Source organism: Campylobacter devanensis, from assembly GCF_002139915.1.
GTDB lineage: Bacteria > Campylobacterota > Campylobacteria > Campylobacterales > Campylobacteraceae > Campylobacter > Campylobacter devanensis.
Genome location: NZ_CP018788.1, coordinates 1,228,145 through 1,251,272, shown reverse-complemented (window position 1 = coordinate 1,251,272; position 23,128 = coordinate 1,228,145). Strand labels below are relative to the sequence as shown.

General features: G+C 33.0%; 21 protein-coding genes. 9 read left to right on the top strand and 12 right to left on the bottom strand.

The features are described 5' to 3' along the window. Positions 1-2 precede the first annotated feature (2 nt). The 12 genes from xseA to lysA form a co-directional block, all read right to left on the bottom strand. Complete coding sequence (gene xseA / locus CIGN_RS06250; RefSeq protein ID WP_086302824.1) at positions 3-1,163, bottom strand: exodeoxyribonuclease VII large subunit; 1,161 nt, start codon at positions 1,161-1,163, stop codon at positions 3-5. Continuing rightward, the gene (ubiE, locus tag CIGN_RS06245) at positions 1,160-1,873 is read right to left on the bottom strand and encodes a bifunctional demethylmenaquinone methyltransferase/2-methoxy-6-polyprenyl-1,4-benzoquinol methylase UbiE (RefSeq protein WP_086302822.1); all 714 of its coding nucleotides are present in this window, start codon (positions 1,871-1,873) and stop codon (positions 1,160-1,162) included. Before ubiE ends, xseA begins: the two co-directional genes overlap by 4 nt. Continuing rightward, positions 1,873-2,652 carry a hypothetical protein gene (locus tag CIGN_RS06240; protein ID WP_086302820.1) on the bottom strand — a complete coding sequence of 260 codons (780 nt, stop codon included), beginning with the start codon at positions 2,650-2,652 and terminating at the stop codon, positions 1,873-1,875. The genes ubiE and CIGN_RS06240 overlap by 1 nt, the downstream gene beginning before the upstream one ends. Positions 2,653-2,736: 84 nt before the next feature. Next, positions 2,737-3,147 carry a Fur family transcriptional regulator gene (locus tag CIGN_RS06235; protein ID WP_086226728.1) on the bottom strand — a complete coding sequence of 137 codons (411 nt, stop codon included), beginning with the start codon at positions 3,145-3,147 and terminating at the stop codon, positions 2,737-2,739. A gap of 93 nt (positions 3,148-3,240) precedes the next feature. Then, a complete protein-coding gene (gene dxs, locus CIGN_RS06230; protein ID WP_086302818.1) occupies positions 3,241-5,049 on the bottom strand; it encodes a 1-deoxy-D-xylulose-5-phosphate synthase in 1,809 nt (602 codons plus the stop codon). 1 nt (position 5,050) lies between these two features. Continuing rightward, the gene (gene fliH, locus CIGN_RS06225; protein ID WP_086302816.1) at positions 5,051-5,866 is read right to left on the bottom strand and encodes a flagellar assembly protein FliH; all 816 of its coding nucleotides are present in this window, start codon (positions 5,864-5,866) and stop codon (positions 5,051-5,053) included. After that, the gene (gene fliG / locus CIGN_RS06220; protein WP_086225143.1) at positions 5,863-6,888 is read right to left on the bottom strand and encodes a flagellar motor switch protein FliG; all 1,026 of its coding nucleotides are present in this window, start codon (positions 6,886-6,888) and stop codon (positions 5,863-5,865) included. The genes fliH and fliG overlap by 4 nt, the downstream gene beginning before the upstream one ends. After that, complete coding sequence (gene fliF, locus CIGN_RS06215) at positions 6,888-8,597, bottom strand: flagellar basal-body MS-ring/collar protein FliF (protein ID WP_086240328.1); 1,710 nt, start codon at positions 8,595-8,597, stop codon at positions 6,888-6,890. The genes fliG and fliF overlap by 1 nt, the downstream gene beginning before the upstream one ends. Positions 8,598-8,603: 6 nt before the next feature. After that, entirely contained in the window at positions 8,604-9,701 is a 1,098-nt protein-coding gene (hisC, locus tag CIGN_RS06210; RefSeq protein WP_086302814.1) for a histidinol-phosphate transaminase, read from the bottom strand. Next, a complete protein-coding gene (pheA, locus tag CIGN_RS06205) occupies positions 9,698-10,777 on the bottom strand; it encodes a prephenate dehydratase (RefSeq protein WP_086302812.1) in 1,080 nt (359 codons plus the stop codon). Before pheA ends, hisC begins: the two co-directional genes overlap by 4 nt. Next, complete coding sequence (locus CIGN_RS06200) at positions 10,774-11,544, bottom strand: HAD-IIA family hydrolase (RefSeq protein ID WP_086302810.1); 771 nt, start codon at positions 11,542-11,544, stop codon at positions 10,774-10,776. The genes pheA and CIGN_RS06200 overlap by 4 nt, the downstream gene beginning before the upstream one ends. Then, positions 11,544-12,740, bottom strand: a complete 1,197-nt coding sequence (lysA, locus tag CIGN_RS06195; RefSeq protein WP_086302808.1) for a diaminopimelate decarboxylase — start codon at positions 12,738-12,740, stop codon at positions 11,544-11,546. The genes CIGN_RS06200 and lysA overlap by 1 nt, the downstream gene beginning before the upstream one ends. 271 nt (positions 12,741-13,011) lie before the next feature. On the opposite strand from lysA, the gene CIGN_RS06190 reads away from it, so the two are divergent. The 9 genes from CIGN_RS06190 (at position 13,012) to CIGN_RS06150 (ending at position 23,090) form a co-directional block, all read left to right on the top strand. Next, positions 13,012-14,514, top strand: coding sequence for an MATE family efflux transporter (locus CIGN_RS06190; RefSeq protein WP_086302806.1), 1,503 nt, complete (start codon positions 13,012-13,014; stop codon positions 14,512-14,514). Then, on the top strand, positions 14,511-15,554 hold the full coding sequence (locus CIGN_RS06185) for a glycosyltransferase (protein WP_086302804.1): 1,044 nt from the start codon (positions 14,511-14,513) through the stop codon (positions 15,552-15,554). Before CIGN_RS06190 ends, CIGN_RS06185 begins: the two co-directional genes overlap by 4 nt. Next, entirely contained in the window at positions 15,551-16,615 is a 1,065-nt protein-coding gene (locus CIGN_RS06180; protein WP_086302802.1) for a glycosyltransferase, read from the top strand. Before CIGN_RS06185 ends, CIGN_RS06180 begins: the two co-directional genes overlap by 4 nt. Next, entirely contained in the window at positions 16,615-17,736 is a 1,122-nt protein-coding gene (pglJ, locus tag CIGN_RS06175) for an N-acetylgalactosamine-N,N'-diacetylbacillosaminyl-diphospho-undecaprenol 4-alpha-N-acetylgalactosaminyltransferase (protein WP_086240321.1), read from the top strand. The genes CIGN_RS06180 and pglJ overlap by 1 nt, the downstream gene beginning before the upstream one ends. Beyond that, a complete protein-coding gene (locus tag CIGN_RS06170) occupies positions 17,720-19,810 on the top strand; it encodes an STT3 domain-containing protein (protein WP_086302800.1) in 2,091 nt (696 codons plus the stop codon). Before pglJ ends, CIGN_RS06170 begins: the two co-directional genes overlap by 17 nt. A 3-nt stretch (positions 19,811-19,813) precedes the next feature. Then, positions 19,814-20,929 (top strand): N,N'-diacetylbacillosaminyl-diphospho-undecaprenol alpha-1,3-N-acetylgalactosaminyltransferase, encoded by a 1,116-nt coding sequence (gene pglA / locus CIGN_RS06165; protein ID WP_101244939.1) that lies wholly within the window; start codon positions 19,814-19,816, stop codon positions 20,927-20,929. Continuing rightward, positions 20,922-21,527, top strand: coding sequence for an undecaprenyl phosphate N,N'-diacetylbacillosamine 1-phosphate transferase (gene pglC, locus CIGN_RS06160; RefSeq protein ID WP_086226716.1), 606 nt, complete (start codon positions 20,922-20,924; stop codon positions 21,525-21,527). Before pglA ends, pglC begins: the two co-directional genes overlap by 8 nt. Beyond that, positions 21,514-22,095: a UDP-N-acetylbacillosamine N-acetyltransferase gene (gene pglD / locus CIGN_RS06155; RefSeq protein WP_101244929.1), complete on the top strand. Its 582-nt coding sequence runs from the start codon at positions 21,514-21,516 to the stop codon at positions 22,093-22,095. The genes pglC and pglD overlap by 14 nt, the downstream gene beginning before the upstream one ends. A 101-nt stretch (positions 22,096-22,196) precedes the next feature. Beyond that, positions 22,197-23,090, top strand: coding sequence for a DMT family transporter (locus CIGN_RS06150; RefSeq protein WP_086290382.1), 894 nt, complete (start codon positions 22,197-22,199; stop codon positions 23,088-23,090). The last annotated feature ends 38 nt before the right edge of the window (positions 23,091-23,128 follow it).

The following is a 23,128-nucleotide window of genomic DNA, read 5'->3' as shown; positions in this document are numbered from 1 at the left end:
CCTTATTTTATTATTGCTTGTTTGCATAAATTTTGTGAACTAATAGTAATCTCATCGCCGCTTTTTAGCTCAGATAATGAGATGATTTGCGAATCTTTTATAATATGTGCCATATTTTTTGTTACCTTGTAAAAATACTCTTGTCTTTTAAAAACTAACTCAAATTTATCAATTTTTGATTGAGCTAAATTAAATTTTTTATGTAAAAAGTTATCTAAATTTGACTTAAAACTATCTAAAGTAAGAGTAGCTAAGTTGATTTTTTGTTCTATTGCTTTAGATTTTATCTGTGCTTTGGCTAAATTTAAATAGCTTTCACATTTGTTGAATTTAGATGATATAATCGCTTCAAGAGTATTTTGAAAAATATCAAGTTTTTGATGAAGTTCATTACTATCAGGCAAGAGATCAACCATCGCAGCAGTGGGTGTAAGTGATCTGTGATCAGCTACAAAATCACTAATACTATAATCAATCTCATGCCCTATAGCTGAGATAATAGGCGTTTTTGCTTCATAAATTGCATAAGCCAAGCCTTCATCATTAAAACACCACAAATCCTCTTTAGACCCGCCGCCTCTAGCAATGACAATTACATCTAACTCCATAGAATCAGCAAGATTTAACATCTTAATTAAATTTGCTGGAGCGCTATTTCCTTGAACTAAGGAATTAAATAGATAAAACTTAGGCAAAACATACCTATCACTAATAACCTTACACATATCAGCAAATGCTGCAGAGCTAGCACTTGTAATGATTCCTACTTTGCTTGGATATTTTTGTAGTGGTTTTTTATCTGCTCTATTAAATAAACCAGCAAGAGCTAGACGCTCTTTGAGCTGATTAAATGCAAGCTCAAGCTCACCTACACCAATTGGAATAATGCGACTAGCGATGAACTGATAGCTACCATTTGGGCTATAGATTGAAAGCTTACCAATTAGCGTAACTTTCATTCCATCTTTTATTTCAAATTTTATATTTTGATTAGTAAATTTATACATAGCTACGCTGATAGCAGATTTCTCATCTTTGAGCGTAAAGTACCAATGTCCGCTATTATGCTTAGTAAGGCGACTAATCTCGCCTTCAACCTCAATGGAGTTGAAGTGCGACTCTAATAACGCCTTAGCCGACTCATTTAGATCGCTTACTGTCATATATTTTTAACCTTTTTAGCAATAAACATAGTGCTAATATTCATACTAAACCCTTTAACTATCACCATCTCAAAACCACTTCTTTCAAGTTCACGACAAAACTCATTTGAGTCTAAAAAACCTTCAATGCTTCTAGGTAGATACTCATAAGCCTCTTTATTTTTACTTATAAATCCACCGATTGCAGGCAAAATATTGTGTAGATAAAAATCCCTAATCTTTGCTATTGGGCCACTTTTATCTCTTTTAGTAAATTCTAAAACAACTAAATATCCGCCAATTTTTAAAACCCTATTAAACTCATGTAAAGCCTGAGTTCTAGCTACAACATTTCTAATACCATAACTTATACTAACTATATCTTGGGTATTTGGGTTTAATCCTGTATTATCAGCTTTTGCCTCTTTGAATTCACAATTTGGGAGCTTTTCTTTGGCTACTTTTAACATCTGCTTACTTGGGTCAATTCCGGTAATTTTGTCAATTTTTAAATTTGCTTTTTTGGCGCTATTAATCCATGCTTGAATCATATCTCCAGTGCCGCAAGCGACATCTGCAATATTTAGCGAGGAGTTAAAATTTTTTAAAACTTGATCACAGGCTGAGCTTCTCCAAGAAGCGTCGATTCCAAAGCTTAATATTTTATTAGCTTTATCATAAGTGGGCGCAATTTTATTAAACATATCTATGATTTTTTCTTGGTTTTGCACTAGATTTCCTTTTGATAGTATGGTTTTAGTTTTTTTGAGATTTTAGCTAGCTTTTTATCGAATTTTTTTAGCTTTTTATTTAACTCTTTATTTATTGATTTGCTATCTTTTTGGTTGGATTTTTTGAATTTATAGACTAAATTTGTGATTTTTGAGAGTTTTTGCTCAAATTTAGTTAATCCAAAAATTTGATAAAATGCATTAACAAGCACAAAAAGTTCGCTTAGAGTGTTTGAATTTAAGGCGGTTTTGGCTTTAATTTCTTGGCGTAAATTTACTATACTTTTGCGGATTGCATATGCTGATGATGAAGAAATTTTCCACTCTTTAATGCAGTAAAATGAGTGTGTATCGTATAAAAAAATCTCCAATTCAAAGCATAATGATTGAAACCCATTCTCAAAATATATCTGAATTTGAGCTAAAATATCTTTTAATTCAGAATTATTTTGTCCTTTTAAAATTTGGCCTAAATGCTCAAATAGCGGTAAAACTTGATCTAGAAGTTTGCTAAATTTAACAACAACAAGCTTATCAAATATAAAATCAAAGCTATTAATTAGGCAGTTTATTTCTATTAAATGCTTTCCAATTATAGCTAAAATCGCACTATTTTTATCTTTTTGGTAGAGTTTTCTAAGCCCATCAATTAAAAAGAGCTTTTGCAAAATTAGCAATCTAACCCCATCATAAGCACTAATATCGATACCAAAATATAGCATTTTGTTGCCTATTTTTGGGAGTTTGGATGTGATTTCTAAATAGTTGATATTTTGCAAAATTTTTCCTTGAATAAAAGTGAAGAATTTTACACTAAAACTACTAAAATATAGCTTTAAAACCCCGTATTTAGGGCTTTAAATTTAGCAACACTTTGAACAATTTGAGACATTTGCAACGATATTTAATCTATTTATTAAGTTACCTATCTTTTGTTCTAGATGGGTTTGATATGAGATCATCTGCGCATCGTTGGCGCTAATATCTGTAATGTTGCCACAATTGCTACATACTAAATGAATGTGTGGTTGCTCGTAAATATCATATTTTGCTTTTTGGTTTGGGCTATTAACCTCAATTACTAAATTTTCATTTATAAGGGTGCTTAGATTTTTATATACTGTTGCAAGTGATATAGATGGGTATTCGCTTTTAATTTGTTCATAAAGCTCATCTATAGTTGGATGCGTGTGATTGCTTAGTATTTTTAACACACACAGTCTTTGTGGAGTGGCTTTAAGTTTGGCTTGTTTTAAAAGCTCCATGTAATCCATACTTTTTTCCTCTTAATTAAATGGGCATATTTTATCCAAAAAATATTTAAATTCAACTTTAATTAATATTTTTTATCTATTAGCCTATCTTGTTTAAAGTATGATTTTTTTAGCAATCTCTTCAATACTGATGTTTAAGCTATTTTCTACTAAATTTATAGATCCATGCGTTATAAACTTATCTTCATACTCAAAGCTTGTAATACTTACATCTTTAATATTATTCTCTTGTAAAAATCCAGATAAAATCTCGCCAACCCCACCACGCTTAGCACTATCGCTAAAAATATACCATTTTTTATACTCTTTAGCAAGGTTTAAAAGCAGCTCTTTATCAAGTGGTTTTATAAAGATAAGATCTATAATTGTAGGATTAATATCTAAAAATTTAGCTACCTTGTATGCTTTAGCTACCGCATTACCGTATCCAATAAATGCGACATTTTCATTATTTTGCGATAAAATTTGGGATTTTCCAAGCTCTACTTTAACTGGTTTAAACTCATCACTAAGCCCAAAATTTCCCCTAGGATATCTAATAGCAAGTGGCGAATTAAAACTATAAGAAAATTCCATAATCTCTTTAAACATTAATTCATCTCTAGGTGCTGCAAGAGTAAAATTTGGTATAGCGTTTAAAAAGCTAATATCAAAAGCTCCTTGATGCGTCTCACCATCTTCTCCTACTATGCCAGCTCTATCCATGCACAAGACTACAGGTAAATTTAAAATAGCACAATCATGAATGACTTGATCATAGGCTCTTTGCATAAATGTTGAATATATTGCAATATATGGTTTAAAGCCTTCTTTTGCCATTGCTGCCATAGATGTAACTGCATGCTGTTCTGCAATTGCAGTATCCCAAAATCTATCTGGAAATTTCTCAATCAAAGCCCCAATTCCAGTTCCACTAGGCATAGCAGCTGTTACGCCTACTATATTATCATATTTACTAGCAAGTTCTAAAAGTAAACTGCTAAAAATTTCAGTAGCATTTTTTTGACTAGATTTTTGTAGTGCTATACCATTTTGTGGATTAAATGGACTAACGCCATGCCACTTCTCTTTTGGGCCTTCGGCAATTTCATAACCTTTGCCTTTTATCGTTTGGGCATGAATTATAACTGGTTTTTTCATATTTTTTGCTACGCTAAGAGCTGAGATTAAATCCTTGATATTATGCCCATCTACTGGACCTATATACTCAAGCCCAAGCTCTTCAAAAAACATCCCAGGAGTAATGAGTCTAATGCCTTCTTCTAATCTTTTAGCCATATAAGCCGCTGAGTCTGGCATAAGCTCTAAAAGTTGATTAATTTTGCTTTTAAATTTTTGATAAAATGGCCCCGCCATCATCTGTGATAGGTATTTACTCATAGCGCCAATCGGTTTTGAGATACTCATCTCATTATCATTTAAGATAATAACACATGGATATTTAAGATCGCCTAGCTCATTTAAAGCTTCATACGCCATCCCAGCGCTTAATGCCCCATCGCCAATTAGAGCTACGGGTAATCTATCTTCGTTTTTAAGTCTTATAGCCTTAGCAGCGCCTACTGCAAGACTAATAGATGTAGAACTATGTCCAGCTATAAAATAATCATATTCACTCTCGCTAGGTTTAGTATATCCACTAATTCCACCAAATTTACGCAAACTATCAAACTCATTCCAACGCCCGCTTAAGAGCTTATGAGTGTAGCTTTGGTGGCTAACATCAAATATAAATGGATCATTTGGGGGATTAAATACATAGTGCATCGCAATGCTAAGCTCTACAACTCCTAAATTTGAGCTTAAATGTCCGCCATTGGTGCTAACTACACTTAAAATTCGTTCCCTGATATCACCGGCTAGAGATTCTAGTTCGCCTAGCTTTAGAGATTTTATATTCATTTTATTCGCTTAATATTTTTTTAATTTTCTCAAATCTAGCCATTACGCTGCCATCGATATTGCCTATATCGCTTAGAACGATTACACCACCAGCTGATACAGCCTCATCACTGCTAAGTTTTATATTAGATTTTAGAGCTAAATTTGATTTTATAAACTCATAATCTTTTGGGTTGGCTTTTATCTCAATTGCTGTAGCTTGGTTTAGTTCATCAATTAAGCTTTTAGCGATATTTAAGGCAATCTGAGCTGAGCTGTCTTTTATCTCTTTTAAGACTACTTCTTTAGCAATCTCAATAGCAGTTGCTGCGATTTCACTTTGGCTAGTTGCTAGTAAAGCTTCAAGTTTAGCAGTTTGCTCATCGAGCTTATCAATGGAACTTGAATACTTTTTGCTAATTTCATTTAAAGCTGCATCATACTCAGCTTTAGCCTGTTCGTGTCCTTCTCTTAACCCTTCTTCTTTGGCTCTTTGAGTCTCATTTTCTAGGCGAATTTTAAATTCATTCTCTTGATGTTCAATCTGCATTTGAAGCTTAACAATATTACCGCTTAGATCATCAGTTCGCTTTAAAAGCTCTTCAATAAATGTTGATTCTATTAAATTTGACGACTCTTGAGCTGGAGTTGAGCTTGATTCAGCATTTTGTGTATTTGACTCAAAATCATCTCTTGCATCGCTATTTGTATCTTGGATTTGCTCCTTGACTGGTTGCTCTTTTGGTGATTCATTTGATTGGAGCGCTAAAACCTTAAATCTATATGGTTCGACTATATGCTCTTCGTTGTTTTTATGTATTACACTACTTGCTATCATTCTATCATCTCTTCGCTTACGCCGACTTGGAATACTCCATCTTCAGCTAGTTTTTGAACTAGTTCTACAACTTTTCTTTGCGCCTCTTCAACCTCTTTTACACGTACAGCACCAATAAATTGCATCTCTTCGATAAATGCTTCACTTGCCCTTTGACTCATATTGGCTAGGAATTTGCGTTTTAACTCTTCGCCGCTGCCTTTTAAACCAACCATAAGTACCTTTTTATCCACAACTTTGAGAATTTCTCTAATAGCATTGTTATCAAGAGAGCTAATATCATCAAATGTAAACATAAGATCTTTAATGATTGTAGCAAGAGCCGGATCATTTTTCTCAATAATTTCAATTGTAGATTTGCTTGCTTTTTGACCAAGACGGTTAAGAACTTCTGCAACAGCTCTTGGTCCACCAACTTCAACTTTATAGCTTGTAAGGCTATCAAGCTTGGATTCAAGTACGGTTGAAACACGTTTGACAACAGATGGGCTAATATCGCCTAGGTTTGCCATACGCATTACAACTTCGCTTCTAATATCATCTGGTAGATAAACTAGGGTTTCAGCAGCACTTGATGAATCCATATGGGCTACGATTAGAGCGATGGTTTGTGGGTGTTCTTTGACGATAAAGTCAGCTAACTGCTGAGGTCGCACCTGGCCAAGATAGCCAAAAGATTTGGTGGTTTCGAGTGATTTTTGGAGTTTATCCATAATTTTTTGAGCGATTTCTGGACCAAATGTTCTAAATAAAATCTCTTTAGCATATTCGATACCGCCACTTTGTAAATATTGGTTAGACTGACTAACTACATAAAATTCTTCTAGCACTGCAGCTGCTATTGATTTATCGATAGTTTTGGCAGTGGCAATATATTTTGAGATTTCAGTGATAATATCTATATCCATATGCGCAAAAAGCATCGTAGTAACATCTTCACCTAGCTGAATGAGCAAGATGGCTATTTTTTCAGCCATGCTCAAATCTTCATATACTGCCTTTTGTTCTTCGTTTAGCTTCATTAGAATTCCTTATTGGAGTTAAATCCAGTATCATTTTTAAGCATATTTTGCAACAATGTAGCGATCTCATCGCTTCTTTCAGTGGCAATGAGTTTGAGTTTTTCTAGCATAACTTCGTATTTAAGCTCATTTTCATCAAAATTCTCACCAATTCCAAGTTCATCTTCAACCCGTTTTCTAGCAGCTTTGAATTTCTCCAATGTATCCTCGGCTTCTTCTTGGATAGTAGATTCATGTGAGAGCGGCTCAAGACCTTCGTCTTTAGACTCTTCAAGCATTTTATTAAGAAATGGAGTAATAACTTGTTTATAAAATACATATAAAATTATTAAAACTATTAGATATTTTAATATCGGTACAATTGGTTTAAAATATGTATCTACAACTTTTTGGAAGCCTGTTACCTGTGTAATTTTGCCAGTTTGTCTAAATTCAAAATTACTTACTGTAACTTCATCGCCCCTATCAGCATTATATCCGATTGCTTGCTGGACTAGACTTTTTATTGAGTTTAATTCATCTTGATTTAATGGAATATAGGTTGGAGTCTGAGCTTGTGAGCCATCTTCAAGGGTTTGGAATTCATACTTTCCATCTACGACTACGGCTGCGGTTACTCTTTTTATCGTGGCGTATTGATCTTTTACTTTTATTGTTTGTTTTGAAATTTCATAGTTGGTATTGGCGACATTTTTGGAGTATAGCTCGGTTGGTTTATTATCTTCTAAACCTTGGACTGGGCCGATATTACTAACTGCACCCGGCACACCGCCTACATCTTTTGGCTCTTTTCCTTCCCTTTTTTCTTCTATATTTTGCTCACTTCTAATAACTGAATTTGGGTCATAAATTTCATTTATACTATCTTTGGTTGAAAAATCAAATTCAATGCTAACTTTAGCTGTTACTTTATCTTTTCCGCCAATAAATTTGCCAATCATATCAATGATTTTTCTCTCATATGAATCTTCAAATTGGCTTCTATATTTAATTTGTGCAGCTACTAATTCATTCTCTAATGCAATCTCATCATCGCCAAGTGCTACGCCATCTTGTGTTACTATTTTTACATCTTCTAGTTTTAAATTTGGAACTGAACCAGCTACGATTCTTTTAATTCCATCAATCTGTCTACGATTTAACTTAGCGCCATCTTTAATTTTTACTACAACTGAAGCTGTTGGTGGGACTTGACGCTCGGTAAATACGCTATCTTTAGGAAAAGCTATATACACACTAGCCTTATCAATTGGCTCTAGACTTTCGATGGTTTTAGATAGCTCGCCTTGAATTGCACGTTGGAATTTAACTCTTTGTTCGTTTTCGGTTGCTCCAAAATCTTGTGTATCGTAAATTTCAAAACCCTTTTTATTATCACCCATTATGCCAAGGCTAGCTACTGCGATTCTTTGGCGATAAACATCACTTGTAGGGACTAAAATCGTACCTTCATCAGCTAGTTTATATTTTACGCCTTGAGCCTCTAATTCATTGATAATTTGAGAAGATATAGCAGGATCAACATTGCGAAATAATACGCTATAGCCTTCATACTCAGCTTCTGGGTTTTTATTACTACTGCTAAATAGAGTCAAAAACACCAAAAATCCAATAACCAAAACAACAGAGCTAATAACTACAATTTTTTGCTTTTTGGTTAGATTTTGAACGACTTGACTAATTTGTTGAAAAAGAGCTTTAAAATCCATAATCTATTAAATTTCCTTTTTAAGAGTTTCTAAAACTTTTATATTTTGTTTACTGGTACCTATTGTTATGCGTATTGCATTTAATCCATAGCTTTTTAGATTACGCAAAATTATACCTTGTCTTAGTAGATTATCACAAATTTGAGTTGAGTCTCTACTAGTATCAAATTTAAAAGTAATAAAATTTGTATAACTTGGAATAAATTCAATCCCATTCTCAGTAGCAAATTTTTCAAAAATTTTCATTTCTTTAAAGTTATTTTCTAAAGTTTGCGTTATAAAGGCTTGATCTTTAATAGCTGCAATAGCTGCTGCTAGACTAGGAGTTGTAATATTAAATGGCGCTCTAAGCTTGCTAATGGCAGTAATTATTTGATCATTTGCAATACCATAGCCAACTCTCATTCCGCCTAATCCATAAGCTTTAGAAAATGTACCAAGATATATAGAGTTATTTAGTTTTACTATATCACTTGGATTTATAGCTTTTTTGCTATCTTTAAATTTAGCAAACTCCATATATGCTCCATCAATTACTACAATAGTATCACTATCAACACTAGATATAAACTCATATACATCATTAGCATCTAAACATTCACCAAGTGGGTTATTTGGTAGACATAAAAATATAACCTTTATCTCATCTTTGTGTGCTAGATATTGCTCTTTTAGTTGATTTAGGTTGTGTGTAGCACTTGAGGTTTTATAAATTTTAGCCCCAATATGTTTAGCATAAATTTCATACATTGCAAAAGTTACACCTGCACTTAACATTGCTGTATTTGGATTAAGCTTTGCGTGCATGATAAACTCTATTACTTGGTCGCTACCACTACCAATTACAATATTTTTACTACTTACATGATATAAATTTGCCAAAGACTCTTTAAGTTCATAATAGCTATCATCTGGATATAAATTTGCACATTTGATTGACTCTTTCATAGCTTCAAGTGCAAGCGGTGAACAGCCTAGTGGATTTTCATTACTAGCTAGTTTTACTACATTTTGTGGCTCAATGCCAAACTCTCTAATAACAAGCTCGATTGGCTTGCCAGCTTCATATATTGGTAAATTTGATATTTGTGAATTAAATTTCATTCTTGTCCTTCTTGGTTTAAGTAGCTACCCAGCCAGGTGATCTCATGTCCGTTTTGGCTAGCATTTTTTAGCACTGCTTCGACATTTTCATCATCGATGTGCCCCTCAAAATCTATATAAAATACCGTTTTAAAATCTTTTTGTTTGATTGGTCTACTCTCAAGCTTGGTTAAATTTATTCCACCCTCTTTAAACATATTAAGCAGCTCTACAAGGCCGCCTGGACGGTGAGCAGTGAGTGCTAGGATGCTGGTTTTATTGCAGCTACTTTTGATATTTTTAAAATCACTTAATACAAAAAATCTTGTTCTATTTGCCATATTATCTTCGATTTTTTCAAACATTATTGGCACTTTGTTTATATGTGCGGCTATTTTAGAGCAGATTGCTGCTGAACTAGGATCTTGTGAGGCTAAATAGGCAGCTTGAGCAGTTGATTTAGTTGGTATAAACTCTATTGAATTTAAATTATGATCATCTAGAAATTTATGACACTGATTATAGCCTTGCGGATGAGAATATATCTTTTTTATATCGCTTAAATTCTCATTTAAACTAACAAAACTATGGTGAATATCCATATAAATTTCAGCTACGATTTTTACATTTTCATATTTTCTTAAGCAATCAAGGGTAATCCCAACAGCACCTTCTGTATTATTTTCAATTGGTACAACTCCATATTTAGCCTCACCATTGTTAAGTTCTCTAAAAACACCCTCTATAGAACTGATTGGCGTATAGCTGCTCGTTGCCCCAAATCTACTCTTAGCTGCTTGATGTGTATAGGTCCCAACTGGGCCTAAAAATGCTACTTTTTGTGGTAGTTCTAGATTACGACTAACAGCAAAAATCTCTAAATATATCGCCTCGATAGCTTTGCTGCTTAGAGTGTTATTAGGTAATGATTTTAATCTTTCTAGTATTGCTCTTTCACGTTCTGGGCGGTAAATTGGAGCATTTGAACCAACTTTTAATTCACCAATTTTTTTGACAAATTCCATACGCTGATTAAGTAGGCCTAAAATCTCATTATCAATCTTATCGATGCCAACTCTTAACTCATCAATGCTCATTTTAAAATCTCCCAAATTTTACTCACATCATCATATATATTATCAATTTTATCTCTATTTAAATTTGCGGTACTACTTTTATCTATTTTACCACTTAAAACCAAAGCCGTACTCATATTCAACTCTTTAGCTCCATAAAGATCGCCAGTTGCGTCATCACTAATTATTGTTATATCTTTAAATTCAGCCTTAGGATTTTGCAATTTTAAAAGCTCAAGCGCAGCTGTATAAAATCCTAAGCTTGGCTTGCCAATACTGCTAAATTTCACTCCAGTAGCGTAACTAATCATATTAGCAATAGCGCCAACTCCTGGATATAATCTACCATTTTTTTTGTAGATACTAGTCTCATGCATAGCTATAATTTTTATCCCTTTTAGGGCAAGTTCGTTGATAGTAGCAAAGTCATCAAAGCTAAATTTATCCCAGCTAGCTATTAAAACTGCTTTTGGATTGCTAAAATCTTGTGTGTAGCCTATATTTTGCATAGTAGAAATAAACTCATTAGCTCCAAAAAGCGCCACAGGGCAAGGTGAAATAGTTTTATTTAATACACAAAATGGATCTAAATAAGCACCATCTTTTATTGCCAATCCTTTATCTCTTAGCGTTTGTAAAAACTCATCACTTTTAATTTTTGTATTATTTGTTATAACTACATATGGAATTTGTTTTTGATTTAATTTCTTAAGTAGTTCACAAGCGCCATTAATTGGACTTTTATCGCTATCGCTTATTAAGGTTCCTTGAACATCGATAAAATACATTATATAAACTCTCTCTCATTTTGTATCATATCTTCAAAGCTCTCCCTTTTGCCTATTAAGCGATCTTTGCCGCCTTCAATAGCAACTTGTGCAGCTCTGCCTCTTGTATTGTAGTTACTAGACATTGAATATCCATATGCCCCAGCTGATTTAATTATTAACATATCACCATGTTCTAGCTTTGGCAACTCTATATTTTTACCTAAAAAATCACCGCTTTCACAAATTGGGCCTACTACATCACAATTAGTTTTATCTCCATCTTTTAACGCTATTATCTCATGATAAGCCTCATATAAACTTGGTCGAAGAAGATCATTCATAGCCGCATCGACAATTACAAAACGCTTATCACCATTAGTTTTTTCATATAATACTTGAGTGAGTAATTCTCCGCTATTTCCTACTATAAATCTACCTGGTTCGCATACGATGGTTACATCTTGACCCTTTAGTGCTGCTAAAATTCCTTGAGCATATTCATATAAATTTGGCTCATTTTCATCACTATATCTAATGCCAATACCGCCACCTATATCAAAGAATTTAATATTTATATCAGCTGCTCTTAACTCTCTTAATAGATCGCTAGTAATATTTGCTGCTTCAATAACTGGGCTAATATCGCTTAGCTGACTTCCAATATGGCAGTGAATACCAACTGGATCTAGATTATCACTTCTATGAGCATGTAGATAAATTTTCCTAGCTTCATTTATACTAACACCAAATTTATTTTCATGTAATCCTGTAGAGATATATGGATGAGTTTTTGGATCTACATTTGGATTAACTCTAACTGAGATTCTAGCCTTTTTACCTAACTCTTTGGCTATTAATTCAACTCTTTGCATCTCAGCAAAGCTCTCTAAATTTATCATTAAAATATCTAAATTTAAAGCCTCTTTAATCTCTTCATCGCTCTTTCCAACTCCGCTATAAATTATCTTATAGTTACTAGCGCCTGCTAGTAGGGCTCTTTTTACTTCGCCTATACTCACACAATCAAATCCACTGCCAAGAGCGGCAATATGCTTTAAAAGGCTTAAATTTGAATTGGCTTTTACAGCGTAGCAAATAAGTGACTTTCTAGCATTAAATTCCTTTTTTAATCTCTCATATTGAGTAGTAATATGATCAAAATCATACACATAAAGCGGTGTTTGATACTTATGAGCTAGTTCCAAATAATCCATAAGACTGTCCTTGATAATTTTAGAATTCGTAATGCTACCCAAATTTGGCTTAAATTTAAGACTAAATTTTAGTAAAAATTTGCAAAATTTATTTTTAAAGTTAGGCAAAATATGGGCTTGTTTTTTAAATTTTTTGTGCTAAATTTAACATTTTTTATATTAAATTTAGATTTATTAACTTTAATAATTTTTGATTAAAGCAAAGAATTATTTAAATTTAGTTAGAATTCAACCTAAATCTATCCAAATATTCAAGGAAAAATAGCCCGTTATGTATCTAAATTTGCTTACAACTATTATTGTTTTTGCTCTACAAACAGCTATTAATTTTTTTCTTACTCCATATATTTTGCGTGTTTTAGGCGATGAAGCTTATGGATTTTTAGCACTTGCTAATTCGCTGGTAAATTATGGATTTATCTTAACACTTGTGATTAACTCTGTAGCTAGTAGATTTATTGCCTCTAGCTATCATAAAGGCAATTTTGCTAGGGCTAGCAAATTTTATAGTTCAGTGATTGTAGCTAATCTGATTTTTAGTCTTATCGTTGCGCTAGTTTCGTTTGTGTTTTTGGTTAAAATTCAATCAATAATAAATATATCACAGGCTCTTTTAAGCGATGTAAGAGCTACAATGGCAATATATTTTATCAACTTTAGTATTGGGCTATTTAATGCACTTTTTAGCGTGCATGCATTTATTAAAAACCAGATGTATTTAATCTCTATTCGCAATGCTATATCCACTGCTATTTATGCTGGGTGCGTGTTAGGGTTATTTTGGGCGTTTGAGGCTATGATTTACTACACAGCAATTGCAGCTTTAATATCCTCAATTTTTGTATTTTTTAGTGCTCTATTTTTAAATCATAAATTTGGGCTAAATTTACACTTTAATTCCAAGCTTTTTAGAACAAAATTTGTCTATGTTTTAGCTAGAAGTGGGCTTTTTAATAGCTTAAATATGCTTAGTCAAGTGCTTATTAGTGGTGCTAGCTTGCTTTTGGTTAATATTTTTATTAGTGCATTTAGTATGGGGATACTAGCGCTTTCTCGCTCAGTTACTATGATTATTGAGAGTTTTGTAGTTACTACTGCAGTAGCGTGGAATCCACGGCTGGTTGCCTTGCATGCAGGCGCTAAGCCTCTTAAAGATGAGGTTATTTTAGCTATTAAGAGTGTAAGCTTTGTCTCGCTTCCATTGATTGCGACTTTTGGGATTTTAGCTGATGAGTTTTATACACTTTGGCTGCCATTTAAGAGCAAAGAGGAGATTGAATTTATTTATGAGTTAGTTTTAATTTCGCTTGTACCATCTATTATTTTTGCTAGTTCACGTCCATTAATTAGTATAAATTTGATCACTGATAAACTTAAAAAACCAGCACTTGTAACGCTATTTATGGCTGTTTGCGTATTTTGTATACAGCTTATTGGGCTTAGTTTTTTTGAGTTTGGACTCAAAGAGATAGCAATTGTAATAACCATTGGAATTACGCTTAAGATTAGTCTGTTTGATATTGCAAATGCTGGGGCAAATTTGGGGTTAAAACTAAGTACATTTTATCCAATCTATATAAAATGTCTTGCTGTTTTTGCTTTAATTACTGGAATAATTTATCCTATTTCAAATATGTTAAGTGTAACTAATTGGCTGGAGTTTTTACTCTGTTGTACTTTGATGAGCGGGCTTGGTTATTTAGTAGGGTTTGTTATGATATTTAATTTGGCACAAAGGGCGATATTTATAGCTAAAATTAGGGGGCGTTTTTGAAGATTGGATTTGTGATTTCTACGCTTGGATTTGGCGGAGCAGAACGGGTGCTAAGTATTTTAGCAAATAATTTAAGTTCTAAGCATGAAATAACTATTTTTAAATTTGATAGCAAGGCGCCATTTTATGAGATTGATGAGCAAGTGCGTGTAGTAAGCTTAAGCTTACAAAATAGCGGTATTTTAGGTAATCTCAAAAGAGTAATTAGCAAGATTTTTGTATTGCGTAAGATTTTTAAAAGTGGTGAGTTTGATCTTATCATTAGCTTTATGGATAGTACAAATTTATTATGTTTAATAGCAAATTTAGGCTTAAAACAGAGGCTAATAATATCAGAACATAGCGAACATAGCTTTTTATCTTTAAAGTGGAGAGTGGCTAAAAGATTACTATATCCATTTTGTGATGCTTTATCACTTTTAAGCAAAAACGATTATGAATATTATAAATATGTCAAAAATCGTGCGGTGATTTATAATCCATTTTTTGGAGAGGTTGGTGCTGATTTTGATGAAAGTAAAAAAGAAAATTTAATAATTTTTGTTGGTAGACTTGAGAGTGTAAAAGGGTGCGATATATTTTTAAATTCACTTAAATTTTGCAATATTGGGGATTTTAGTGTGGAGATTTGTGGAGATGGAAGTGAGTTTGAAAAATTTAAAAGCGAGTTTAAAAGCGATAGAGTTAAATTCAAAGGAAGCGTAAGCGATATATCAAGCTATTATAAGCGAGCTAAAATTATAGTTTCAAGCTCAAGAAGCGAAGGGTTAGGAAATGTATTAATTGAGGCGTGCTTTTATAAGGTTGCTAGAATTGCTACCCCTACAGTTGGCGCATGCGAATTAATAGAAGATGGTAAAAATGGGCTAATAAGTAGCGATTTTACCCCACAAAGTCTAGCTAAAAAGCTAAACTTGGCTATACAAGATGAGAATTTAAGAGCTAAAATTGCTCAAAATGGCTATAAAAATAGAGCTAGTTTTATGCCTCAAAATATCACTCAAGAGTGGTTAAATCTTATAAATAGAGTATTAAAATGAAAATTATGTTAGTAATTTCTGCACTTAGAAATGGTGGAGCTGAGCGTGTAGTAGAGCTTTTAAGCCATGAGTTAAGTAAAAATTATGAGATTGAGACCATCTACTTTGAAGAGAATCAAAACCACTATAAAATTAGTGGTAAGCTTACTCATTTAGATATTTATAATCAAAAAGGCTGGTTAAGCAAATTTAGTAAATTTTTAAAAATTAGATCCTATATAAAGAGTGCAAAACCTGATATTATAATCACTTTTATGGATCAAACTAATATAAATGTGCTAATTGCCACAGCATTTATGGGAAAAAAAATTATAGCTACTGAACATGTGAGCTATGATTTACTAAGTTCGCAAATTTGGCGAAAAATTAGAAATTTTAGTTATAGATTTTGCGATGCATTAGTGGTTTTAAGTAAAAGAGATAAAGATTATTACAGTTTTGTTAAGCATTGTGAAATAATATATAATCCGCTATTTATGGTTGAAAACTTAGCTAAAATTTCATCAAATTTAGGTGTTAATTTAGCTAAAAAAGATAAACTTATTTTAAGTGTTGGTAGGCTTGAAGCAGTAAAAGGCTATGAGCTATATCTAAACGCTTTAGCTCTTGTAGATAAAAATTTGTTAAAAGATTATAAAATCGCTATTGCAGGCGAGGGGTCTCAAAGACAAAATTTAGAAAATTTAGCTAAAAATTTAAATTTAAATATTGAATTTTTAGGTCATATTAAGAGCGTTGAGACTCTCTATCAAAGGGCTGAGATTTTGGTTTTGCCTAGCCTTAGTGAAGCTTTTGGTAATGTGTTAAATGAAGCTGCAGCTTATAAAGTTGCTAGAATATCTACACCCACAGCTGGAGCTATGGAGATTTTATCTCATAGAAAGGATGCTTTAATTGCTAAAGATTTTAGCCCTAAGGCGCTAAGTGAATGTATAAGTGAAGTTCTAAGCGATCCGAATTTAAAAGAAAATTTGGTAAAAAATATAAATTTAACTAAATTTACTCCACAAAATATTATTTCCCAATGGAGTGAATTAATCGGTAAATTAAAAGGAAAATAATGAAAAAATTAGCAGTATTTATATATTCAATGGCTGGCGGTGGAGCTGAGCGTGTGGTGTCAAATCTGCTTAGTGAGCTAGTAGGGCGTTATGAGATTTATCTAATTTTAATGAATGATCGCATCGCCTACCCAATCCCACATGATGTTAAAATATATTATTTGGAGAATTCTAAGCCTTTTGAAAATGGACTGATTAAATTTGCAAAATTACCATTTTTGGCATTAAAATATAAGCGACTTTGCCTAGCACTTGATGTGGATTTGCATTTTGTATGGATGAATCGCCCTTGTTATGTTGCAGCTTTAGCTAGGATTTTAGGAGATAAACGCCCATTAGTGTTAAATGAGTGTTCAACACCATCGGTGCTGTATGCTAATGGTACGCTAAAGTCTAGGATTAGTAAATTTTTACTTAAATGGCTATATCCAAAAGGTGATTTTATCTATCCAAATAGTCTTGGTAATTTGGCCGATTTGCGGGATAATTTTGGCATTGATGAGCGTAAAATGAGAGTGCTATATAACGCACTTGATCTTGATGATATTGCTCGTAAATCTAGTGAACCTATAGAATTTAAGGGTGAATTTTTCTTAAGTGTTGGGCGGCTTGATAGTGGTAAAAATCATGAACTTTTAATTAGAGCCTATGCTAGACTTAAAAATTGTGATAAATCTTTAATAATCTTAGGTGATGGAATTTTGCGCTCTAGACTTGAAAATCTAATAAAAGAGCTAAATTTAGAAGATAGAGTTTTTTTACCTGGCTTTGATAATAATCCATATAAATATATATCAAAATGTTATGCATTTGTATTTGTGAGTCTTTTTGAGGGATTTTCAAATGCTTTAATTGAGGCTTTGGCGTGCGGTAAGCTAGTAATTACAAGTGAGCATAAAAGTGGAGCAAAAGAGCTAATAGGGGAGAATGAGTGGGGTTATTTAGTTCCTGTAGGCGATCAAGATGCTACACAAAAAGCTATGCAAAGAGCTATTGATGAGCCAAACTTTGTAAAATATTATGAAAAAAACGCTATCATAAGAGCTAAAGAATTTGACAAAAAAATAATAGCTAAAAATCTTATAAATGAATTAGAGGAGATATATGCAGCTTCTAAATAGATATCAAATTTCAATATTTATAATTATTGCCTACCTTTTTGCTTTGTTATGCCGTATGGAGTGGGTATTGTGGGCTGGAGGTTATAGCGATTTTATTTGGAATAATCAGCTGATGATTAGCACAAATGATGGATATGCTTATGCTGAAGGCGCTAGAGATATGATAGCTGGATTTCACCAGCCAAACGATCTTAGCTACTATGGTACTCCGCTTTCTACATTGACATTTTTGCTTTGTAAGGTTTTGCCATTTAGCTTAGAGACTATTATGATCTATTTAAGCATATTTTTAGCCTCGCTTATTGTTGTGCCAATAATTTTAATAGGCAAAGAATTTGGCCATGTTAAAGAATTTTTCGTTGCTAGTCTCCTTGCATCAATCGCAAATAGCTACTACAATCGCACAATGGCTGGATATTATGATACTGATATGTTGGTAATTGTTTTACCACTTTTTGCTATTTGGGGAATAATTAGACTACATTTTAAAGGCGATTTGATATCTTTTTTAATTATTTCGCTTTCAATGTTGGCATATAATTGGTGGTATCCATCTAGCTATACTTTATGCGTGGCTATAACGCTATTTTATGCTATTTATACTGTAGTTTTAGAACGTAGAAATTTAAAGAATTATCAAGCGATTTTATTTATGATTTTAGCTATTACTGCTGCGCCTTATGCAGTTAGATTGGGGCTAATTATAGCGCTTTTTGGCTTGATTTATTTTAGGGCAAATTTACTTAGCGTTAGGGTTATGATTGGGCTTTTTGTATCTGTTTTGGCGCTATTTGTTATATTTGGTGGATTAAATCCGATATGGTTTCAGGCTAAATTTTATCTATTTAGAAGTCTTGGTGATAGTAGTTCAGTATCATTTTATTTTTATAATGTTAATCAAACAATTATGGAATCTGGGCGAATTGATTTAGATCTATTTACTCAGCGTATTAGCGGACATTGGAGTGTGTTTATTGCTGGTGTAATTGGCTATGTTTTGCTATGTTTTAAATTTAGAATATTTTTAGTAGCTATTCCAATGATTGGTCTTGGTTTTTTAGCGCTTAAAGGTGGGCTAAGATTTACAATTTATGCTGTACCGATTGTGGCGATGGGATTTGGATATTTATTATATTATTTACTCAAAAGAGCCAAAATAGCAAAGATAAATTTAATAGCTTTTATTATTACAGTAGTAGCATTGATTCCATCTATTGTTCATATATATTATTACAAACCATCAAGCGTACTATTTAAAACTGAAGTGAATGTTTTAGATAAGCTTGGCAAGATTGCAAAAAGAGATGATTATACCTTGGCATGGTGGGATTATGGTTATGCGATTAGATATTATAGCGATACAAAAACATTAATTGATGGGGGTAAACATTTAGGTAGAGAAAACTATGCAGTTAGTTATGCTTTGACTATGCCACCATTAAATTCTGCTAATATGGCACGATTAGAGGTTGAATATACTGAAAAAGGCTATACGCAAAACTTTGGCGGTAAGAATTTAGAGCAAATTTTAAAAGATTATAACTATATCGAGCTTGGAGAATTTTTAAGTGATATTAAAAAAGAAACTTTTAGTCCGCCTCTAAAGAGTCGTGATATATATTATTTCTTACCTGATAGAATGATGGGGATTTTCCCGGTTGTAGCTAAATTTAGTCGTCTTGATCTACTAAATGGCAAAGAGTGGGCTGAACCATTTTTTGTTATTGCGACCAATTTTGCTCAAACTCAAAATGGAATTGCTTTAGATAATGGTATAATTATCTCAAATGATGCTACGCATATTGAGCTAGGTGGGCAGAAATTTAGGGTAAATAGTTATATTGAAACTAAATATGATGAAAATATGAAGCTAAATAAAACTATTCATAATATAGATAATTTAGCTGATATATATCTAATTTATATGGTTGATTATGGGCGATTTGTTATAATGGATAGGGAGATGTTTAATAGTAGCTATGTTCAGCTTTTTGTGCTAGAAAATTACGCTGATACACCATTTGAGCCTGTTATTTTAGAACCAGCAGCTAAAGTATATAAACTTAAAAGGTAGAGCGTGGTAATAGGGTTTTTATCTCACTCAGATATGAGTATTTATCACTTTCGTTTGCCAATAATGAGAGCATTAAAGGCGCTTGGGCATGAAGTGATTGCTATTGCGCCAAAGGGAGAGTATAGTAGTCTTATTGGTGCTGAGTTTAGACTAGTGCATTATGATATTGATAAGGCTAGTTTAAATCCTCTTAAAGTTTTTAAAGATACAGCAAATTTAGCTAGACTTTTAGGTGGATTAAATTTAGATATGCTCCAAACATCAGCACATAAATCAAATGTATTTGGGACACTTGCAGCTAAGCAAGCAGGCGTAAAATGCGTGATAAATTTAGTAGAGGGCTTAGGTAGCTTTTATATATCCAATACTCTAAAAAGTAGGCTTATAAGAGTAGCTATTGAAGGGCTATATTTTATCACATTTAGACTATCAAGGGCTACGATTTTTGTCAATGATTCAGATCCTAATTATATGTTAAGCCGCCACTTAATCCAAAAAAACAAGATAAAACGAATTAAAAGTGTAGGAGTAGATGCAAGTGAATTTGACCCACAAAAAGTAACTCCATATGATTTTAAAAGTGATAAGAAAATCGTTTTAATGATAGCTAGAGCGTTAAAAGATAAAGGGGTGATGGAATTTTATGAAGCAGCTAAGATCTTAAGCGGGCGTAAAGATTGTGAGTTTGTATTTGTAGGTTCAAGTGATTTAGGTAATACATCTAGTCTAGATGAGGAGTTTTTACGCTCACCATATGTGCGTCATATAGGCTGGAGTGATAAGGTAGCCAATATGCTTTCATCGTGCTATCTTTTTACTTTACCAAGTTATAAAGAGGGTTTTCCACGAACAGTATTAGAGGCAATGAGTATGGCAAAACCATCAGTTGTAAGCGACTGCGATGGCTGTAAGGAAGCAATAACTGATGGTTTGCATGGTTTGATTTGTAAAGCTAGAGATGCTAATGATTTAGCTATAAAAATATCTAAGTTGCTCGATGATGAAAAAGAAGCTACAAAGATGGGGCAAAATGCTAGAAATACTGTACTAAAACACTATAACCAGCCGATAATTACGGCAAAATATATTGAGTTTTATAAGGAAATTGCGAGTGTATAGATATTTTTTTAAGCGGATTTTTGATATTTTAGGGGCGTTAATTTTAATAATCTTAACTGCACCAGTGATGGCGTGGGCATATTTTGCGATTAAAAAACATCTTGGGACACCTGTAATATTTACCCAAGCACGACCCGGTAAAAATGCTAAAATTTTTAAAATTTATAAATTTCGCTCTATGAGTGATGCTCGTGATGAAAATGGTAATTTGCTTAGCGATGAGGTTCGACTTGGAGAATTTGGAAAGAGGATTAGAGCGCTTAGTATAGATGAGCTTCCGCAGCTTTTTAATGTTTTAAAAGGCGATATGAGTTTTATTGGACCACGACCATTGTTAGTTGAGTATTTGCCACTATATTCTAAAGAACAGAGTCGTCGCCATAATGTCCGTCCAGGAATTACAGGCCTTGCGCAGGTAAATGGTAGAAATGCTATTAGCTGGAAGCAAAAATTTGAATTTGATACATATTATGCTGATAATCTAAGTCTAAATTTAGATATTAAAATTGCTTTTTTAACTATTAAAAAGGTGATAAAAAAAGATGGAATAAATAAAGATGGTATGGTAACTACGGAGAAATTTAGTGGCAATAACTAGTTTGTATATCTATGGAAATGGTGGTCACGCTAAAGTTGTAGCTGATATAGCTCGTATAAATGGTTATAATGATTTAATATTTTTAGATGATGTAAACGGAGTGAAATTTAGCCCTAAATTGCCAAAATATCCTATAATCATAGCTATTGGCAATACTATAGCTAGGGAGCGACTTCAAAGGCTTGTAGTTGAAAGTGGATTTGAGTTAGCTACACTCATCCACCCAAGTGCGATTATTAGCACTAGTGTAAAAATTGGCACCGGAAGCGTGGTAATGCCTAGGGCTATTATCAATGCTAATAGTATAATTGGAGATGGTGTTATCATAAATAGTGGTGCTATAGTAGAACACGATTGCATAATCGGCAATTTTGCGCATATTTGCCCTGGTGTGGCTTTAGCAGGCGGTGTAAATATTGGTGAGCGTACTTGGATAGGGATTGGTTCGAGTATTATTCAAGGGATTAAAATCAAATCAGATATAACTATTGGAGCTGGTAGCGTGGTAGTATCTGATATAGATAGTGGTAGTATAGCTTATGGTAATCCATGTAAGGTACGAAAGTAAATTGGGCTTAATGATTGATTGTGATATTTATCTTAAATTCAATGAAATTTAACTAATATTTTATTTTAAAAATTTAAATTAAAACCGGATATAAAATAAAAATGAGATATAACAGATTTTTAATTCGCCATTTGGGTATTTATTATATGCTTATTGCCTCTTTGCTTTTTGCTGGGACTGGAGCATTATCTAAAATTTTAAGCAGCGAGCTAAGTTCTATTGAGATTGTATTTTTTCGCAATATCATAGGACTTGGGCTAATAATTTGGATGATTTATAAAAGGCCACTTCATCAAGCTGGTGGCAAGTTTTGGCTACTTGCTTTTCGTGGAATTATTGGGACAATTGGGCTGTATGCATTTTTTTACAATATTGCTCATATAGACCTTGCAACAGCCTTTACATTTTCTAAGACTAGTCCAATTTTTACAGCACTTTTGGCTGCTTTTATTTTCAAAGAGAGACTTAGCTATCTAGGCTGGTTTGCGATTTTTATCGGATTTATTGGAATTTTATTTGTTATTGAGCCAACTCTTGGCGTAAGCAAAGATGAATATATAGGCCTACTTAGTGGAATTGGTGCGGCACTTGCTTATACTAGTATTAGAGGACTTAGAAAGCACTATGATACTCGTGCTATTGTATTATCATTTATGCTATGTGGGAGTGCTATGCCTTTATTATCTATGATTATAGGAAGTTTTTATTATAGGCCAGATTTAGACTTCTTAATCAGTCCATTTATTATGCCTAGTTTAACTAGCTGGGTAATGGTGATATTAATGGGATTATTAGCTACTGGATTTCAAATTTATCTAACCAAAGCTTATGCAGCAAGTAAAAAAGCAGGAGTTGTAGCAGCTGTAGGCTATAGCGATGTAATCTTTAGTATGATTTTTGGGTTAATTTTGGGTGATGCCCTGCCTGATGCTTGGGCATTTTTAGGTATTGTAATGATTATTGGTGCTGGAATTTTAGTTGCTCGTGAGCGGTAATTTAGCAATATTTGGGTATAATCATAGCTAAAATGAAA

Bases quoted from the DNA above. Each gene is read 5' to 3' on its own strand.
- fliF (WP_086240328.1), bottom strand. From the start codon at position 8,597: ATGGATTTTAAAGCTCTTTTTCAACAAATTAGTCAAGTCGTTCAAAAT.
- pglJ (WP_086240321.1), top strand. From the start codon at position 16,615: ATGAAAAAATTAGCAGTATTTATATATTCAATGGCTGGCGGTGGAGCT.
- CIGN_RS06170 (WP_086302800.1), top strand. From the start codon at position 17,720: ATGCAGCTTCTAAATAGATATCAAATTTCAATATTTATAATTATTGCC.
- CIGN_RS06200 (WP_086302810.1), bottom strand. From the start codon at position 11,544: ATGTATTTTATCGATGTTCAAGGAACCTTAATAAGCGATAGCGATAAA.
- CIGN_RS06180 (WP_086302802.1), top strand. From the start codon at position 15,551: ATGAAAATTATGTTAGTAATTTCTGCACTTAGAAATGGTGGAGCTGAG.
- hisC (WP_086302814.1), bottom strand. From the start codon at position 9,701: ATGAAATTTAATTCACAAATATCAAATTTACCAATATATGAAGCTGGC.
- dxs (WP_086302818.1), bottom strand. From the start codon at position 5,049: ATGAATATAAAATCTCTAAAGCTAGGCGAACTAGAATCTCTAGCCGGT.
- CIGN_RS06235 (WP_086226728.1), bottom strand. From the start codon at position 3,147: ATGGATTACATGGAGCTTTTAAAACAAGCCAAACTTAAAGCCACTCCA.
- lysA (WP_086302808.1), bottom strand. From the start codon at position 12,740: ATGGATTATTTGGAACTAGCTCATAAGTATCAAACACCGCTTTATGTG.
- pheA (WP_086302812.1), bottom strand. From the start codon at position 10,777: ATGAGCATTGATGAGTTAAGAGTTGGCATCGATAAGATTGATAATGAG.
- xseA (WP_086302824.1), bottom strand. From the start codon at position 1,163: ATGACAGTAAGCGATCTAAATGAGTCGGCTAAGGCGTTATTAGAGTCG.
- CIGN_RS06150 (WP_086290382.1), top strand. From the start codon at position 22,197: ATGAGATATAACAGATTTTTAATTCGCCATTTGGGTATTTATTATATG.
- CIGN_RS06190 (WP_086302806.1), top strand. From the start codon at position 13,012: ATGTATCTAAATTTGCTTACAACTATTATTGTTTTTGCTCTACAAACA.
- fliG (WP_086225143.1), bottom strand. From the start codon at position 6,888: ATGAAGCTAAACGAAGAACAAAAGGCAGTATATGAAGATTTGAGCATG.
- fliH (WP_086302816.1), bottom strand. From the start codon at position 5,866: ATGATAGCAAGTAGTGTAATACATAAAAACAACGAAGAGCATATAGTC.